General features: G+C 38.9%; 19 protein-coding genes. 2 read left to right on the top strand and 17 right to left on the bottom strand.

Features of this window, described 5'->3' with window-relative positions; genetic code table 11:
• Nucleotides 1–62 precede the first annotated feature (62 nt).
• From rpiB to ACUXEY_RS14720, 3 genes are all read right to left on the bottom strand, one after another.
• Nucleotides 63–506, bottom strand: a complete 444-nt coding sequence (gene rpiB / locus ACUXEY_RS14730; protein WP_074532648.1) for a ribose 5-phosphate isomerase B — start codon at nucleotides 504–506, stop codon at nucleotides 63–65.
• A gap of 96 nt (nucleotides 507–602) precedes the next feature.
• A complete protein-coding gene (locus ACUXEY_RS14725; protein WP_429602408.1) occupies nucleotides 603–1043 on the bottom strand; it encodes a low molecular weight protein arginine phosphatase in 441 nt (146 codons plus the stop codon).
• 247 nt (nucleotides 1044–1290) lie between these two features.
• Nucleotides 1291–1788: a PTS sugar transporter subunit IIA gene (locus ACUXEY_RS14720; RefSeq protein ID WP_000473666.1), complete on the bottom strand. Its 498-nt coding sequence runs from the start codon at nucleotides 1786–1788 to the stop codon at nucleotides 1291–1293.
• A 386-nt stretch (nucleotides 1789–2174) separates the two neighbouring features.
• Here ACUXEY_RS14720 and ACUXEY_RS14715 point away from each other — a divergent pair, with 386 nt between their 5' ends.
• Together ACUXEY_RS14715 and ACUXEY_RS14710 are read left to right on the top strand one after the other, a co-directional pair.
• Nucleotides 2175–2561 (top strand): DoxX family protein, encoded by a 387-nt coding sequence (locus ACUXEY_RS14715; protein WP_000968618.1) that lies wholly within the window; start codon nucleotides 2175–2177, stop codon nucleotides 2559–2561.
• A gap of 159 nt (nucleotides 2562–2720) precedes the next feature.
• Nucleotides 2721–3332: a flavin reductase family protein gene (locus ACUXEY_RS14710; RefSeq protein WP_166688182.1), complete on the top strand. Its 612-nt coding sequence runs from the start codon at nucleotides 2721–2723 to the stop codon at nucleotides 3330–3332.
• Nucleotides 3333–3644: 312 nt separating this feature from the next.
• Here ACUXEY_RS14710 and ACUXEY_RS14705 read toward each other — a convergent pair whose 3' ends face one another.
• The 14 genes from ACUXEY_RS14705 to ACUXEY_RS14640 form a co-directional block, all read right to left on the bottom strand.
• Complete coding sequence (locus ACUXEY_RS14705; RefSeq protein WP_000197467.1) at nucleotides 3645–3923, bottom strand: DUF3935 domain-containing protein; 279 nt, start codon at nucleotides 3921–3923, stop codon at nucleotides 3645–3647.
• Between the two features lie 84 nt (nucleotides 3924–4007).
• Nucleotides 4008–4136 carry a hypothetical protein gene (locus ACUXEY_RS14700; protein ID WP_342716437.1) on the bottom strand — a complete coding sequence of 43 codons (129 nt, stop codon included), beginning with the start codon at nucleotides 4134–4136 and terminating at the stop codon, nucleotides 4008–4010.
• 19 nt (nucleotides 4137–4155) lie between these two features.
• Nucleotides 4156–4704 (bottom strand): manganese efflux pump MntP, encoded by a 549-nt coding sequence (locus tag ACUXEY_RS14695; protein ID WP_166702819.1) that lies wholly within the window; start codon nucleotides 4702–4704, stop codon nucleotides 4156–4158.
• 77 nt (nucleotides 4705–4781) lie between these two features.
• Nucleotides 4782–5822 (bottom strand): L-threonylcarbamoyladenylate synthase, encoded by a 1041-nt coding sequence (locus tag ACUXEY_RS14690; RefSeq protein ID WP_461300986.1) that lies wholly within the window; start codon nucleotides 5820–5822, stop codon nucleotides 4782–4784.
• A gap of 108 nt (nucleotides 5823–5930) precedes the next feature.
• The gene (locus ACUXEY_RS14685; protein WP_429602410.1) at nucleotides 5931–6389 is read right to left on the bottom strand and encodes a GNAT family N-acetyltransferase; all 459 of its coding nucleotides are present in this window, start codon (nucleotides 6387–6389) and stop codon (nucleotides 5931–5933) included.
• Between the two features lie 49 nt (nucleotides 6390–6438).
• Entirely contained in the window at nucleotides 6439–7302 is an 864-nt protein-coding gene (gene spoIIR / locus ACUXEY_RS14680) for a stage II sporulation protein R (RefSeq protein WP_429602411.1), read from the bottom strand.
• Nucleotides 7303–7413: 111 nt separating this feature from the next.
• Nucleotides 7414–8265, bottom strand: coding sequence for a peptide chain release factor N(5)-glutamine methyltransferase (gene prmC, locus ACUXEY_RS14675; RefSeq protein WP_429602412.1), 852 nt, complete (start codon nucleotides 8263–8265; stop codon nucleotides 7414–7416).
• A complete protein-coding gene (gene prfA / locus ACUXEY_RS14670; RefSeq protein WP_166702851.1) occupies nucleotides 8265–9332 on the bottom strand; it encodes a peptide chain release factor 1 in 1068 nt (355 codons plus the stop codon). The genes prmC and prfA overlap by 1 nt, the downstream gene beginning before the upstream one ends.
• A gap of 143 nt (nucleotides 9333–9475) precedes the next feature.
• The gene (locus ACUXEY_RS14665; protein ID WP_098670892.1) at nucleotides 9476–10063 is read right to left on the bottom strand and encodes a thymidine kinase; all 588 of its coding nucleotides are present in this window, start codon (nucleotides 10061–10063) and stop codon (nucleotides 9476–9478) included.
• Nucleotides 10064–10171: 108 nt separating this feature from the next.
• Nucleotides 10172–10417, bottom strand: a complete 246-nt coding sequence (locus ACUXEY_RS14660) for a type B 50S ribosomal protein L31 (RefSeq protein ID WP_000643433.1) — start codon at nucleotides 10415–10417, stop codon at nucleotides 10172–10174.
• A gap of 637 nt (nucleotides 10418–11054) precedes the next feature.
• On the bottom strand, nucleotides 11055–12326 hold the full coding sequence (gene rho / locus ACUXEY_RS14655; RefSeq protein WP_001053898.1) for a transcription termination factor Rho: 1272 nt from the start codon (nucleotides 12324–12326) through the stop codon (nucleotides 11055–11057).
• 393 nt (nucleotides 12327–12719) lie between these two features.
• Nucleotides 12720–13685: a class II fructose-bisphosphatase gene (gene glpX, locus ACUXEY_RS14650; protein WP_000442336.1), complete on the bottom strand. Its 966-nt coding sequence runs from the start codon at nucleotides 13683–13685 to the stop codon at nucleotides 12720–12722.
• A 116-nt stretch (nucleotides 13686–13801) separates the two neighbouring features.
• Nucleotides 13802–15091 carry a UDP-N-acetylglucosamine 1-carboxyvinyltransferase gene (murA, locus tag ACUXEY_RS14645; protein WP_461300985.1) on the bottom strand — a complete coding sequence of 430 codons (1290 nt, stop codon included), beginning with the start codon at nucleotides 15089–15091 and terminating at the stop codon, nucleotides 13802–13804.
• Between the two features lie 331 nt (nucleotides 15092–15422).
• On the bottom strand, nucleotides 15423–16280 hold the full coding sequence (locus tag ACUXEY_RS14640; RefSeq protein ID WP_001131852.1) for a class II fructose-bisphosphate aldolase: 858 nt from the start codon (nucleotides 16278–16280) through the stop codon (nucleotides 15423–15425).
• Between the last annotated feature and the right edge of the window lie 48 nt (nucleotides 16281–16328).

Raw genomic sequence — 16328 nt, 5'->3', positions numbered from 1 at the left:
CCTCTTCCTTTCACAGGTTGGTTCACCAAATTATATTTCCTACTGCTTCTAGTTAGAATCTATTACTTTGCTTCGTATGTTTTAATTTTTCCTACACGGTTTTCGTGACGGCCACCTTCAAATTCAGTTGTTAACCAAATTTTTGCGATGTCACGTGCTAAACCAGCACCAATTACACGCTCGCCCATTGCTAACATGTTTGTATCGTTATGCTCTCTCGTTGCTCTCGCACTGAAAGTATCATGAACTAACGCACAACGAATACCATTTACTTTGTTTGCAGCAATTGACATACCGATGCCTGTCCCACAAACTAAAATACCACGATCTACTTCGCCATTCGCTACCATTTCCGCTGCTGGAAACGCAAAATCAGGGTAATCAACAGAACCAGCTTCACATTCACAACCTAGATCAACATATTCAATATTTAACTCTTCTAATAAACTTACAAGTTCTTTACGGATATTCATACCGCCGTGATCAGATGCTACTACTACTTTCATTTTTACCCCTCCAAAATTTCAATCAATTATCTTCATTTCTCACTCGAACCTTTAATAGGACGAAGTGATCTCCAATATCGTATTATACACGAAACATCAACCTTCTGAATGTTTTTTCAGTAAAGTTTGTACAAGTTTTTCCATCTCATCTAGCGTTTCTTTATAAATAGAGAGAGATCCGCCAAATGGATCTGAAATATCCTTATTTATCCCCTCAGTTACTCCGTATAATGTATCTACTTTCTCTTCAACACTCGGATAATGCCCAAGAACAATTTGCTTATGGTTTTCCGTCATTGTTACTATAATATCTGCCCAATCAATCAAGGTTTCGTTCACCTGCTGCGCGGCATGATCGATTGCAATTCCCTTTTCAGCTAAAGCTTCCTTTGCATGTACCGACGCATCACTTCCAGGATAGGCGAAAACACCAGCAGATTGCACCTCAAACTTACCTTTTCCATGATGACGAAGTAACGCCTCAGCCATCGGGCTACGGCATGTATTTCCAGTGCAAACAAATAATACTCGTTTCATCTAAACCCACCCCTTTTCTTCTTTTTCCTACTTTTTATCATAACGTACACAAGAATAGAACAAAAGAAATGTGAATATACGAAAGGCGCATTTCTCTTATATTTTTTCTAAGAAAAATGCGCCTTATCCACATATATGTGAAACCCTATTTCCAAGTGCCCAAAGTATTTTACCATACATAAGGAACAGACTACAAAACAAAATAAGGAATCCATTTCATACGAAACGGATTCCTTTCATTTGATAATTATTTCATTGTAACTTTCATTACTTCTGTTGAACCTTTTGTAGCAGTTACACCTACAGTTGTCTTAATAGACTCAGCTGCATCTGTGTTTGTAATAACAATTGGAGTAATTGTGCTTTTCGCTTTTTCGCGAATTAATTCTAAGTCGAATGAGATTAATTTATCTCCAGCTTTTACAGCTTGTCCTTCAGAAACGTGAGCTTCGAAACCTTCACCTTCCATTTTTACAGTTTCTAATCCAACGTGGATTAAAATTTCTGTACCGTTTTTCGCTTTAATTCCAATCGCATGTTTCGTGTGGAATAATTGTACGATTTCACCATCAACTGGAGATACAACTACACCTTCAGTAGGATCGATTGCAACACCGTCACCCATCATACGACCAGCGAATACTGGATCTGGTACTTCTTCAATATTTTTCACTGCTCCAGTTAATGGAGCTACGATTGTTTCTTCATTTGTTTTTGAACCAAGACCGAATAATTTTTTAAACATAGGATAGTCCTCCTTATAATTTACCTAAAAGTTTATAGGGCAATCTCTATTAAAGATCTGAATAAACGTAAGACCTCATACTTCGAATATTATACTGTAAAAACGCTTTCGAAATAAATTACGCCATTACTATTAGACTCTTATTGTAGCGTCTCACAAAATTCCAGTCAATTCTGATTGTCTGAATAACAATAAGAAGTTAACTTCTACTTATATTTTCTCTTTTTTTACCCAACTTGTCTAGAGGTCTTTACTACATTTTATTTTTTGTTGTTAATTTGTAAAATTTAATTCAAACTTTTTTCGAAATCCACTTGACTAAAGTAAGTAACTATTTTATTATTACTTACGTAAGATAAGTTAATAACTTTTAGGAGGTTTTAAAAATGATGGATTTCGGTCTTCTTATTATTCGTCTTATTATAGGTATTACATTCATGGGTCATGGTGCTCAAAAATTATTTGGTTGGTTCGGCGGTTACGGTTTAAAAGGAACAGGTGGCTGGATGGAATCAATCGGTTTACGCCCTGGTGTATTCATGGCATTTATGGCTGGTGCAACTGAATTATTAGGTGGTTTCTTATTCGCATCAGGTATCTTCACTGCAATCGGTTCATTATTTATCGTTGGAACAATGTTAATGGCAATCTTCACTGTTCACGGAAAAAATGGTTACTGGGTGACACAAAACGGATACGAATATAACTTAATGTTAATCGCTGTTGCAATTGGCGTAGCTTTAATCGGACCTGGCGCATACGTTTTATTATAATTTTTATCTTGAATTCGAGATTATTTGAACGGGACTTACTTCATTACGATTGAAGTAAGTTCTTTTTATGTAATAAAAATATTATTTTCGGCAGGAGTTTTCCACTAACATCTTGTAAAGAAACAATAAGTCGTCATATTTAGAAAGGGGATTTCAAGTATGTTATCCATTAATCCAAACGAACAAACGGAAAAAGAGAATTACAAATTATTAACAGGAAGTATTATTCCACGTCCTGTCGCATTCGTTACTTCTGTAACAAAAGACGGCGTATTAAACGGCGCACCATATAGTTATTTCAACATCGTTGCTGCAAATCCACCACTTATTTCAGTTTCTGTGCAACGGAAAGCAGGAGAAAGAAAGGACACTTCTCGAAATGCAATTGAAAAAGGTGAGTTTGTCGTACATATTTCTGATGAATCTTACGTAGAAGCAATTAACGAAACAGCAGCTAACCTTCCGCCAAATGAAAGTGAAATTGAACTAGCAAAACTAACACCAATTGAAAGTGATGTCATCTCCGTTCCAGGAGTAAAAGAAGCAAACATTCGAATGGAATGCGTACTAGAACGCGCAATCCCTCTAGGTGGAACAGAAGACTCACCAGCCTGCGATCTACTAATCGGACGCGTCGTTCGTTTCCACGTCGCAGAACACCTATACGAAAAAGGTCGCATTCACGCAGAAGGACTAAAACCAGTAAGCCGCCTAGCAGGACACAACTACGCAAAACTAGGAGAACAATTTGAATTGGTGAGGCCACTCTAAAAGCTCCAGCGGCTCGCTCAGAATCGCAGGACATTGGAGCCCTCGACCTTGAAGCGCTTTTTGCTTCATGCGAGAGAGCGAAATGACCGGAGATTCTAGCCGCTGGAGCTGGATAATATCTAAAAGTGGAAGCAGCTTGTTCAGAATGGGGGGGATGGAGCTTCTGACGCAGAGGCGCTTTTTGCCTCGCAGGAAGACGCGAAGCCACCGACCATTCTAGCCGCTGGAGCTGGATATATTTAAAAGCGAATATAACTCAATTACGTCCATTACTCAAACATAAAATCCCCTGCTTTTTAGCAGGGGATTTTATCATTGTAATTCTTCCTTTTTTTCCTCTAAAGTAGGTACTTTTTCTTTTTTCGGTTTCCCAAGCTTAATTACTAAGAAATATAGGGAAAGCAATGTAATAAGAAAAACGATTATAAACGGATACGGAGAATAAAAGGCACGCGCTGCCTCCGTTTTTCCCGCAACAAACTTCAATGACTCAATATCTAAGAACTCAGCAAACATTTGTACACCAAGCATACTAAACCAAAAAACAAAAAAACTAATAATAATACCAAAAACTTGCTTCAATCTCGTCATTCATCTCATCCTTTCTATGTGTGTAATTTTTCAGCGTAATCAGTATAGTATAAATAAAACTATGCACAGAAAGGAGCTATCTTACTATTCGCGAACCAACTTAATCCAACCTAAAATTGAAATTTGCAAAATAATACCCCAAATAACAAGCAGTCGTAACCATCTCGGAAAGAAAGTTACAAAGCGAATATACCACTCTAATAACTTGTTCATAACGCCCTCCTCCTTAAAATTATATAGGAAAAAGGAGATATAATCCAAATCCAACCAAAATGATACCACCTACTATCTCGCCATATGTACCGAGCATATCTTTCGCATGTCTCCCAATGAATAAACCAATCCACGCTAATAACATACTAACAAATCCAAAAAGTAATATTGTAATAATCGTCTGTGCTCCGTAAATACCAAGACTAAGCCCTACTGAAAAACTATCTATACTAACGCCAAATGCAAATACAAATAAACTAATTCCAATAGGGGCCGTTCTAGTCTCTTCATTCTCCAACATAGAGGAATATACAATATAGAATCCTAGTCCAATTAATAAAATAGCACCTGCAAAATGTGCGATATCTCCATACTTCTCTGATAAAAAGCGACCTAATACCATCCCTATAAATGGCATGATAATATGAAATATCCCTATCGTCACACCGATATACAGGATTTGTTTTACCTTTAAGGTCATCATTCCCATACCAAGACTCACCGAGAATGCATCCATCCCTAAGGCGAATGCCATAATTATTAAAGGTATTAGCTGTTCAAACGTCATTCATGTCCCTCCTCGGACGTGCTACTTCAAAATATGCTTATCCGAGGAGAAATATTCTGTTTGCTAATCGCACCTTATCATTCAGTAATAATTTGATGTCCTGCCGCTTTTGTTAAGCGATTCATAATGGCATTCCCTATTCCTTCATTCGGGAAGGACTCACTAAAAATAACATCTACTTCACTTGCATCAAACGTTCTAAGTACATCATATAATTTAGTCGCAACGCTAGCTAAATCGCTTCTTATACCACAAGACAATACAACATCCGCGCTATATACGTGCTGATACTCTTCTGTCGTTAATACACCTACTTTGAATCCTTCTTCCTTCTTCTCATCCACAAGGCGTTGAATAAATTCACGTGAACCTTCAACAATACTCAGTGGCGCTTTCGGTGCATAATGCGTATATTTCATTCCAGGTGATTTCGGTTTCTCCTTCTCATCCTTTAAAGCCGGATCTAAAGAAACCGTGCCGATTACCGCTTCCAATTGTTCTTTCGTAATCCCACCTGGGCGTAATATCGTTGGAACAGCGCTCGTACAATCAATTACAGTCGATTCAACACCTACGCCTGTTGCACCACCATCTACAATACCTGCGATTTTCTCATTCAAATCTTCATATACGTGAGACGCTAACGTCGGACTTGGACGACCTGAACGATTCGCACTCGGTGCTGCAACAGGTACATTTGCCTCTTCAATAAGAGCAAGTGCTACTGGATGATCAGGCATTCTTACTCCAACCGTATTAAGTCCTGCCGTCACCTTTTCTGAAATCCCTTCTTTTCTAGGTAAAATAATTGTTAACGGTCCTGGCCAAAAATGTTCCATTAACTTCTCTGCAACGGGCGGGATTTCTTTCACAATCCCGTCCAACTGTGATTTTGTACCGATGTGGACAATCAGTGGATTATCACTCGGTCTTCCTTTTGCTTCAAAAATTTTCGCGATCGCTTCATCATTCATTGCGTTTGCGCCTAGTCCATATACCGTTTCGGTAGGGAAGGCAATCGCCTCATTTTCCCTTAATAATTTTGCTGCTTCTTGTAACTGTGGATAATATTTTTTTCTTTCCACAACATTATCCACAACCCACATATTTGTATGCATTTTTTCCCACGTCCTTTTCTACCCTGAAATACTTGTCTATTTTTAGTTTACTATGAGATTTATCCAAAAGACAAACAAGGTTTATCCACAAAATGTGGATAAACCTAATTAATCCGTGGATAACTTTGTGAATAGCTGACAATTTAGTATTATTGCATTTGGCTCTTTTATATTTTTACAAAAGTGTTCTAACTGTCGAATTCCCTCTGGTACGTTTTCTTTCTCTATAGTAACAAAGTCAAAAAACTGAAAGATTGTTATAGATTGTGGATGATTTGTTAATAAGTACAATTGTCGAATATTTTTTTCTTTCATATACTGCAAAAACATTTCAAAAAAATATAAGAAAGTCTGCTTATCCACATTAGGTGTGAATAAACAAGAACGAATCAGTGCGTTTTCTTCACATTGTTCATATCCGATGACAGCTCTTATCTCTTCCGCCTCTTCCAAAATCATAAATTGCGCGTACAACTCATTTATTTTATCATCTTTTTTATTAGCTTGTCCGAAAAAAGAATGCAATCTTTCCACATCGGCTTTCGTCGCAAAATACACCTTCTTCATAGTAAATCCCTCCTCTTTTTTATATATGAGAAGGGATTTACGAATAGTACTATTTAGAGAATAAAGATGTAAAAGCTTCTACAATAAATAACTTAACTTCTGGCTTCTCTTCTTCCTCCTCTACTTTTACATACTCATTTTGTTTTTCTTGTTTTTGTTCCACAGGTTTCTCCACTTTTTCCACAGTTTTTGTTTCTTCTTTATTTACAGGCTGTTCTTCTACTTTCGTTTCATTTTTTACTACTTTCTTTTCAGAAGTTGTTACTTTGTTTACGACTTTCTGCTTTACAACTTTCTCTTCTTTCACCTCATCCTCTTTTTTCTCTTCTGGACCTACTACTTCTTCATCTAATGGTTTTACCTGCTCCTCTTCAGGAGATTCAGCCTTCACAACATGTTCTTCTTTCCTTACAGCTGTACCACTTGAAAAATCTAAGAAACACATCGGCGGAAATAATACACACCACCAGTTTGCCCCTTCACCTTCACCAATTGTAATCAATACCGCCTCATATTCTCCTGCTGGGTAAATAAAATTCCCATATACCTTTGTCGGAAACTTTACATTCTTACTGAATTTCACTTGAAATGAATCTTTACTACCTTCTTTTTTCAACGTATTTGCCACTGTTTTTTCGATTTCTGGAATATGATTTTGAATGACTTTACGCGCCTCTTCAAATGAAGTTAAATCCGCTACCCATCCATCAATTTGTGCTTTTACTTCATCACGTACTTTGCGCTTTAACTCCTGATCTTTATTTGAATCACTATTTGCTAAAATCCGTAATCGAACGGCCTCTTTCGGAATAACTGAAGGCCCTTTCGCATCAGCTTTCATATATCCAAACTGCACAAGCAACTGTGCACCAATTAATAATAGAAGAAGATAAGCAATAACTTGTTTTTTCATTTCCTCCACCGTCCCTTCTACAAACAGTGTGGACAGACTTTCATCTTTCTAAACTATTAAATTCAAAATCTATATGAATTTTCCCACAAAAAATAGAGTAAGGTGTGAACCTTACTCCATTTCTGCAAATACCATACGGTCTTTTCCATTAATATCAAAAACAACCTCAACATGAGCATGCGGAAAAGCTTGTTGTAACAGCTCTTTCACGTCCTCACCTTGTCCTACTCCAATTTCAAATGCCACAATTGCTTTCTTCTGCAATACATTCGGCAACTCTTCCATAAAACGGCGATAGAAATCTAATCCGTCTTCACCGCCAACAAGCGCTCTCTTTGGCTCATGCTCTTTCACCACAGGAGAAAGGCCACGCCAATCTTCTTCCGGTATATATGGAGGATTTGAAACAACAACATCTAACTTTTGACCCGTTTCATAAAATGGTGATAATAAATCACCGTGATAGAACGTTACTTGTGCGCCCAAAGTTTTTGCATTTTCTTTTGCAACCTCAATCGACTCCTGCGCAATATCTACCGTATACACATGAAGGTTTTTATTTTCTAAAGCAAGCGTAATCGAAATCGCTCCGCTACCTGTACCGATATCTGCTACATGTAGTTTCTCATCACCAAAATGGCGCTCGATTCTTTCTAATACTCCCACTATAAGCTCTTCTGTTTCCGGTCTTGGTATTAATACTTCTTCATTCACAAAGAACGATCGGCCATAAAACATTTCATAACCAATCATATATTGAATAGGAATACCTTCTACATGCTTGTGGATAAACTCTGTAAAACTTGTTTCTTGTTCTGCAGTTATTTCCTCACGCATATTCATCAACAATCCAGTTCTATTCACCTTTAATACATGACAAAGGACAATTTCTCCCGCATTTTCATCTCGTCCATTTTCCTGTAAAAAAGAAGAAGCCCATTTCAGGGCTTCATAGACACGCATTACTCAGCTGCCTCCATCTTTTGAGCCTGATCTTCCATCACTAAGGCATTGATGAAATCATCTAACTTACCTTGTAAGATTTGATCTAGCTTTTGAATCGTTAAGCCGATTCGATGGTCTGTAACACGGTTTTGCGGGAAGTTATACGTACGAATACGCTCTGAACGATCACCCGTACCAACAGCTTGTTTACGGTTTTGATCATACTCAGCTTGTGCTTCTTGTCTAAACTTATCATAAACACGTGCGCGTAATACTTTCATCGCTTTTTCTTTATTCTTAATTTGTGATTTCTCATCCTGACACGATACAACTACACCAGTCGGTAAATGCGTTAAACGTACCGCTGACATCGTTGTATTAACGCTCTGTCCACCAGGTCCACTAGAAGCGAATGTATCAACACGAACATCTTTCTCATGAATATCAATTTCTACTTCTTCTGCCTCTGGTAATACAGCTACAGTTGCTGTAGATGTATGAATACGTCCACCAGATTCTGTTTCAGGAACACGTTGTACACGGTGAGCACCATTCTCGAATTTCAGCTTCGCGAAAGCACCTTTACCGTTAATCATAAAGATAATCTCTTTATATCCACCTAATTCTGTGTAGCTAGCCTCGATAATCTCCGTTTTCCAACCTTGTACCTCAGCGTAACGGCTATACATACGGTATAAATCACCAGCAAATAAAGCGGCCTCGTCGCCACCAGCAGCTCCACGAACCTCAACGATAACGTTCTTATCATCGTTAGGGTCTTTTGGTACAAGTAAGATTTTCAGACGCTCTGATAACTCTTTATCTTGTCCTTCTAATTCAGAAACCTCTTCTTTTACCATTTCACGCATTTCTGCGTCTAACTTATCTTCTAACATTGCTTTCGCATCTTTTAATTGCTCACGAACATCCTTATACTCACGATACACCTCTACCGTTTCCTGTATATCAGACTGTTCCTTTGAATATTCACGAAGCTTATTTGTATCGCTAATAACCTCTGGGTCGCTTAGCAATTCATTTAACTTCTCATAACGATTTTCTACAGCTTGCAAACGATCTAACACATCATTCACCTCTACATCCTAGTATCTAATACAAATAGTATATGGTACTTACTCAAAAAAACGCAAATTATATTTAAAAGTGGAGGCGGCTTATAACGCTCACACTCTCTATTCTGAAAAAAACCCGCCTTGCGCAGCGAGTTTTACTTATCTTTGTTTGTAGGAACTGCATGACAATGACGACAGCGTGGTTCATACGATTCTGAAGCCCCAACTAAAATAATTGGATCATCAAATGCCGCTGGTTCTCCATCAATTAATCGTTGTGTACGACTTGCCGGAGACCCACATGCAGAACATACTGCTTGTAGTTTTGTTACATGTTCAGCAATCGCCATCAGCTGAGGAACTTGTCCAAATGGTAGACCACGGAAATCTTGGTCTAAACCAGCTACAATGACACGATAGCCACGATTTGCCAATACTTGCACCACTTCCACAATGTCCCCATCAAAGAATTGCACCTCATCGATTGCAATTACATCCATTTCTTCAGTGATATGTTCAAATATATCTTTTGAAGCTGAAACAGGAACTGCTCTTACCTTTAATCCGTTATGTGATACAACGTCTTCTTCACTATAGCGATTATCAATACATGGTTTAAATACAATTGCATGTTGTTTCGCAAATTGCGTACGACGCACACGGCGGATAAGTTCTTCTGATTTACCAGAAAACATACTACCGCAAATCACTTCAATCCAACCGTTCTGATTTATTAAGTACATGAAGCTCTCCTTTCATCTACTTTTTAGTTAAAAGTAGGGTAAAGGTATAATATTTTCGCAAAAAAAACAGACAAGCGAATAGATACACTTGCCTGTTTTATGTTTTTATTACTTAAGACCGTATTTCTTATTGAAGCGGTCAACGCGTCCGTCTGCAGTAGCAAACTTCTGACGTCCAGTGTAGAATGGGTGAGAATCAGAACTGATCTCAACTTTTAGTAATGGATAAGTGTTACCATCTTCCCACTCAACAGTTTCGTTAGATCCTTTAGTAGATCCGCTTAAGAATTTGAAGCCTGTGTTTGTGTCCATGAATACAACTTTCTTGTAATCTGGGTGAATTCCTGCTTTCATTCTTTTCATCTCCTTCCGCCCTGAATCATTTTCGAAACAGAGTTTTTCATCTTCAGCTGCATACACAACTATATTGATGAAACACATATGATGAAATTATAACAAGGCTAACTTCATTTTGCAACTACCTGTTTTTGTCTTTTTGATTTTAAAAGCAAAAGCGGCTCGTTCAGAATGGGAGGGGGATGGAGCTTCTGACGTAGAGGCGCTTTTTGCCTCGTAGGAAGACGCGAAGCCACCGACCATTCTAGCCGCTGGAGCTGGATATTATCTTAAAAGTGGAGACGGCTTGTTCAGCTCTGACTGGCTAAGGTTCTCTCGCATAAAAGGTGCTTTTTACCTTTAATGCGGGAGGTTCTTAGACACGAAGAGCTAGCCGTCGGAACTGGATACATTTTAAAAGCAGAAGCGGCTCGTTTAGAAGCGCAGGCTATTTAGAACTCTCGACCTTGAAGCGCTTTTTGCTTCGAGTGAGAGAGGGAAATGACCGGAGATTCTAGCCGCTATCAACTTAAATGAGAGCCAACTCATCCGACTAGAATCAACTAATATTCTTCCACGCATCGCTCTTTAACATTACCTAAAAAACATAAAAAACTCGCTTACCACAAAATAAGCGAGTCCCAATCTTTTCCCTTTACTTCGTTGTTACATATCTTTTCGAATCTGCAACAATGTTTTGTAAAAATTCTTCATTTGTCTTTGTTTGACGAAGTTTACGTAAGAAACCTTCGACAAAGTCTGGTGTATCGCGCATTGTTTTACGAATACCCCATAGCTTGTCTAAATGTTCTTTCGGAATTAATAGATCTTCTTTACGTGTACCAGAACGGCGAATATCAATTGCCGGGAAGATACGACGCTCAGCTAATGAACGATCTAAGTGAAGTTCCATATTTCCAGTTCCTTTAAATTCCTCGTAAATTACATCGTCCATACGAGATCCTGTATCAACAAGCGCTGTTGCTAAAATCGTTAAGCTACCGCCTTCTTCAATATTACGAGCAGCTCCAAAGAAACGCTTCGGTCTATGGAAGGCAGCTGGGTCGATACCACCCGATAATGTTCTACCACTTGGCGGAATAACAAGGTTGTAAGCTCGCGCTAAACGGGTAATACTATCCATTAAAATAATAACATCTTTCTTGTGCTCTACAAGACGCATTGCACGTTCTAACACAAGTTCCGCTACTTTAATATGATTTTCTGGTACTTCATCAAAAGTAGAACTTACAACATCTCCTTTAACAGAACGTTCAATGTCTGTTACTTCCTCTGGACGCTCATCAATTAAAAGTACAATTAATTCAGCTTCCGGATGATTTGTTGTAACACTATGTGCGATTTCTTTTAATAGACTAGTTTTACCAGCCTTTGGAGGCGCGACAATTAAACCACGTTGTCCAAATCCAACTGGTGCGATTAAATCCATGATGCGTGTCGGTAACTTTTTCGGTTCCGTTTCCAATTTCATTTGGCGATCTGGGTATAATGGTGTTAATGCAGGGAAATGCACACGCTCTTTTGCTGACTCTGGATCATCTCCGTTTACAGCTTCAACTTGTAATAATCCAAAATAGCGTTCATTTTCTTTCGGAGGTCGTACTTTACCAGAAACCTTGTCTCCATTACGTAAATCGAAACGACGAATTTGCGAAGCTGAGATATAAATATCTTCTGAGCTTGGAGAGTAGTTGATAGGACGTAGGAATCCAAATCCTTCTGATTGAATAATTTCTAATACGCCTTCCATGAAGAAGAAGCCTTCTTTTTCTGCTCGAGCTTTTAAAATGGCGAAGATTAACTCTTTTTTCGTTAATTTGCTATAATACGAAATCTTAAATTCCTTCGCAAGCTCGTATAACTCTTTTAATTTCATGTTTTCTAATGCTGCAATTGACAAATTCATTCAGACACCACACTTTAACATTATTCTCTTTTCACATGGGTAAAGGGAAAAAATACGGAAGGCAAATAATTAATAATGAAAGGCAATAAGTTCAAGTAGGGTAATATTCACTATTGTAACCCTTTTATCTAGTTTTAATCAATACGTTGGAACACAAATACAAGAAGCGAAGACAAGAAAATTTGTCTTCGCTTTTTATTTAATCTAGTTTCAGCAGCTAGGATAGTCGAGAGCTTCGATTCTCCCCTTCTGAGCGAGCCGCTTCCGCTTTTTACTCAATCCAGCTCCAGTGGCTAGAACCTCCGGTCATTTCACTCTCTCACTCGAAGCAAAGAGCGCTCCAAGGTCGAGAGTTCCAATGCCTTCCCCTTCTGAGCAAGCCACCTCCGCTTTTTACTTAATAACCAAGTTCGGTTTTTTATTCAAGCTGTGACGTCCGTCTACGAAGCGTACTGTGCCTGATTTTGCGCGCATAACAAGAGACTGTGTTGTTCCTACGCTTCCTTTAAATTGAACGCCGCGTAATAGTTCTCCGTCTGTTACGCCAGTTGCTGCGAAGATTGCATCGTCACCTTTTACTAAGTCCTCCATGCGAAGGATGCGGTTGATGTCTTCTATGCCCATCTTTTTGCAACGCGCCAATTCAGCTTCGTTTTGCGGTAATAATTTCCCGTGAATCTCGCCGCCTAAACATTTTAATGCAACTGCTGCTAGTACACCCTCAGGCGCACCACCAGAGCCGAATAAAATATCTACACCTGTACGATCAAATGCAGTGTTAATTGCGCCAGCTACGTCTCCATCATTAATCAATTTAATACGAGCACCAGCTTTACGAATTTCTTCAATAATTGCTTGATGACGTGGACGGTTTAAAACTGTCGCTACAACATCTTCAATATCTTTATTTTTCGCTTTTGCAACTGCACGTAAGTTATCGATAATAGGCGCATCAATATCGACCGCCCCAACCGCTTCTGGGCCAACCGCGATTTTATCCATGTACATGTCAGGAGCATGTAACAAATTGCCGTGATCTGCAATTGCAATAACAGCAAGAGCATTCCATCCACCAGCTGCCACGATGTTTGTCCCTTCTAAAGGATCAACTGCAACGTCTACACGTGGACCATATCCTGTACCTAATTTTTCTCCGATATATAGCATTGGTGCTTCATCCATTTCACCCTCACCAATTACAACTGTCCCTTTCATCGGAATTGTATCAAATACATCACGCATAGCTGATGTTGCTGCACCGTCTGCCTCATCCTTTTTCCCGCGTCCCATCCAACGCGCTGATGATAAAGCTGCAGCCTCTGTTACACGTACTAACTCCATAGATAAACTTCTTTCCACGATAATCCCTCTCCTTTAAGTCTTTATATTTCTGCCGTATTGTGTGAACCGTGTTTTTCTATAAAGTGTACTTCCGCAAGTAGTGATGCTTCGCTTCCCCCTTGCGGAAGTATCACTTATGCGTTCTTCATCTCTTCAATTTCTTCGTTTGTCATTTGTTCTCGCCAAATGTTTGCACCAAGCCCTTTAAGCTTGTCTACTATATTTTCATAACCTCGATCGATATGCTCAAGTCCGGTTACTTCTGTAATTCCATCCGCCATTAACCCGGCAATAACAAGGGCCGCTCCAGCTCGTAAATCACTCGCTTTCACTTTTGCACCTTGCAATAAAACAGGACCAGTTACAATTGCTGAACGACCTTCTACTTTAATTTGTGCATTCATACGACGTAATTCATCAATGTGTTTAAAACGTGCGCCATAAATCGTATCCGTTACAACACCCGTTCCATGGGCTTTTGTTAAAAGTGTTGTAAACGGCTGTTGTAAGTCTGTTGGGAAACCTGGATATACAAGCGTTTTTATATCAACTATTTTTAACCTTCTATTACCGTTCACTGTAATTTGGTCATCGTTCGTTTCAACTTGAACACCAGCTTCTCTTAACTTCGCCGTAACTGACTCTAAATGCTGAGGAATAACATTATCAACTGTTACTTCTCCTCCTGATGCAGCTCCTAAAATCATATACGTACCCGCTTCAATGCGGTCCGGAATGATCGTATGGTGACAACCATGCAGTGAATCCACACCATCAATTCGGATTACATCTGTACCAGCACCTTTAATACGTGCCCCCATGCTTGTTAACAATGTAGCAACATCAATAATCTCTGGTTCTTTCGCTGCGTTTTCAATAACAGTTCTACCTTTCGCTCGTACAGCCGCTAGCATAATATTAATTGTAGCTCCTACACTAACAACATCTAAATAAATACGTGCCCCGCGTAGTTCATCTGCTCTTAAATAGATAGCACCTTGTTCATTCGTAACATGTGCACCTAAAGCTTCAAACCCTTTAATGTGTTGATCAATCGGCCTCGGTCCTAAATGACATCCACCTGGAAGCCCAATAACAGCTTTTTTAAAACGGCCAAGCATCGCACCCATTAAATAATAAGAAGCACGCAATTTTTTCACTTTTCCATTTGGTAAAGGCATTGCAACCATGTTAGAAGGATCGACTACCATCTCTTCCTCCTGTCCATAAGTTACTCTTCCTCCAATTTCCTCTAGCAAGTCTCCTAACATTTTCACGTCCGAAATATTAGGGACACCACCAATAGTTACTGGAGTATCTGCTAAAATTGTCGCTGGAATTAGTGCAACGGCGCTGTTCTTTGCACCACTCACGCGAATTGTTCCATTTAAAGCTCTTCCGCCTTCAATTAGCAATTTTTCCATATTGAGCTCCCTTCTTGTGAATGTATTTACTTTCTATATTTTTATAGAAAGCTCCCCTTAAGAATCTCAATCACTCTTTCCACCCTAACACTCAATAAATAGGAAACCATTATCTTCATTTCTCCTGTAGTACGAATAGATAAAGATTAACTATTCATCGAATTCACTTTATCAATCTAGATACGTTATCACATTTATTAATAGGACTATGCACATTATTTTCTATTTCAAAAACAAAATGATAAAATCTTTAGATTTGTTCACGCTTTCATTATACAACGAAAGGAAACCGTCTAAAAGACTAGACGGTTTCCAAAACGGAATTTTATTCTTACGCTTTACCGTTAGAACCGAATTCACGCATTTTACCAGCAACAGTTGCTTTAATAGCGTCGCGGCCAGGTCCGATAAATTTACGAGGATCGTAAACTTCTTGGTCCTTGTTTAATACTTCACGAACAGCTTTTGTAAACTCGATTTGGTTCTCAGTGTTTACGTTGATTTTTGAAGTACCTAAAGAGATAGCTTTTACGATATCAGCAGTTGGGATACCAGTACCACCGTGTAATACTAAAGGTACGCCAGTGAAGTCACGAACTTGTTCCATTTCAGCGAATCCTAAGTTAGGCTCACCTTTGTAAGGACCGTGTACAGAACCTAAAGCTGGAGCTAGGCAATCGATACCTGTTGCTTCAACAAGGTGCTTACACTCTGCTGGGTCAGCGTAAATTACGCCTTCAGCGATTACGTCGTCTTCTTGTCCGCCAACTGTTCCAAGCTCAGCTTCAACAGATACGTTACGAGCGTGTGCATATTCTACTACTTTTTTAGTAGTTTCAACGTTTTCTTCGAATGGGTGGTGAGAAGCGTCGATCATTACAGATGTGAAACCTGCATCGATTGCTTCTTTACATTTTTCGAAGCTTGAACCATGGTCAAGGTGAATCGCTACAGGAACAGTGATGTTCATTTCTTCGATTAAAGCTTTAACCATAGCTACAACTGTTTTGAAACCAGTCATATGACGAGCTGCACCCTCAGATACACCTAGGATTACAGGAGATTTTTCTTCTTCCGCAGCAGCTAAGATAGCTTGAGTCCACTCTAAGTTGTTCATGTTGAATTGACCAACTGCGTATTTTCCTTCTAGTGCTTTGTTTAGCATTTCTTTCATAGAAACTAAAGGCATGGTGAATCCTCCTAAAAAACGTTTTTTGTATCCGATAAGTTCTTATCG

The sequence above is a fragment of the Bacillus sp. F9_6S_D1_P_5 genome (genome assembly GCF_054823925.1).
Note: the sequence above shows the minus strand (reverse complement) of the source record. Positions and strands in the feature narration are given on the sequence as shown.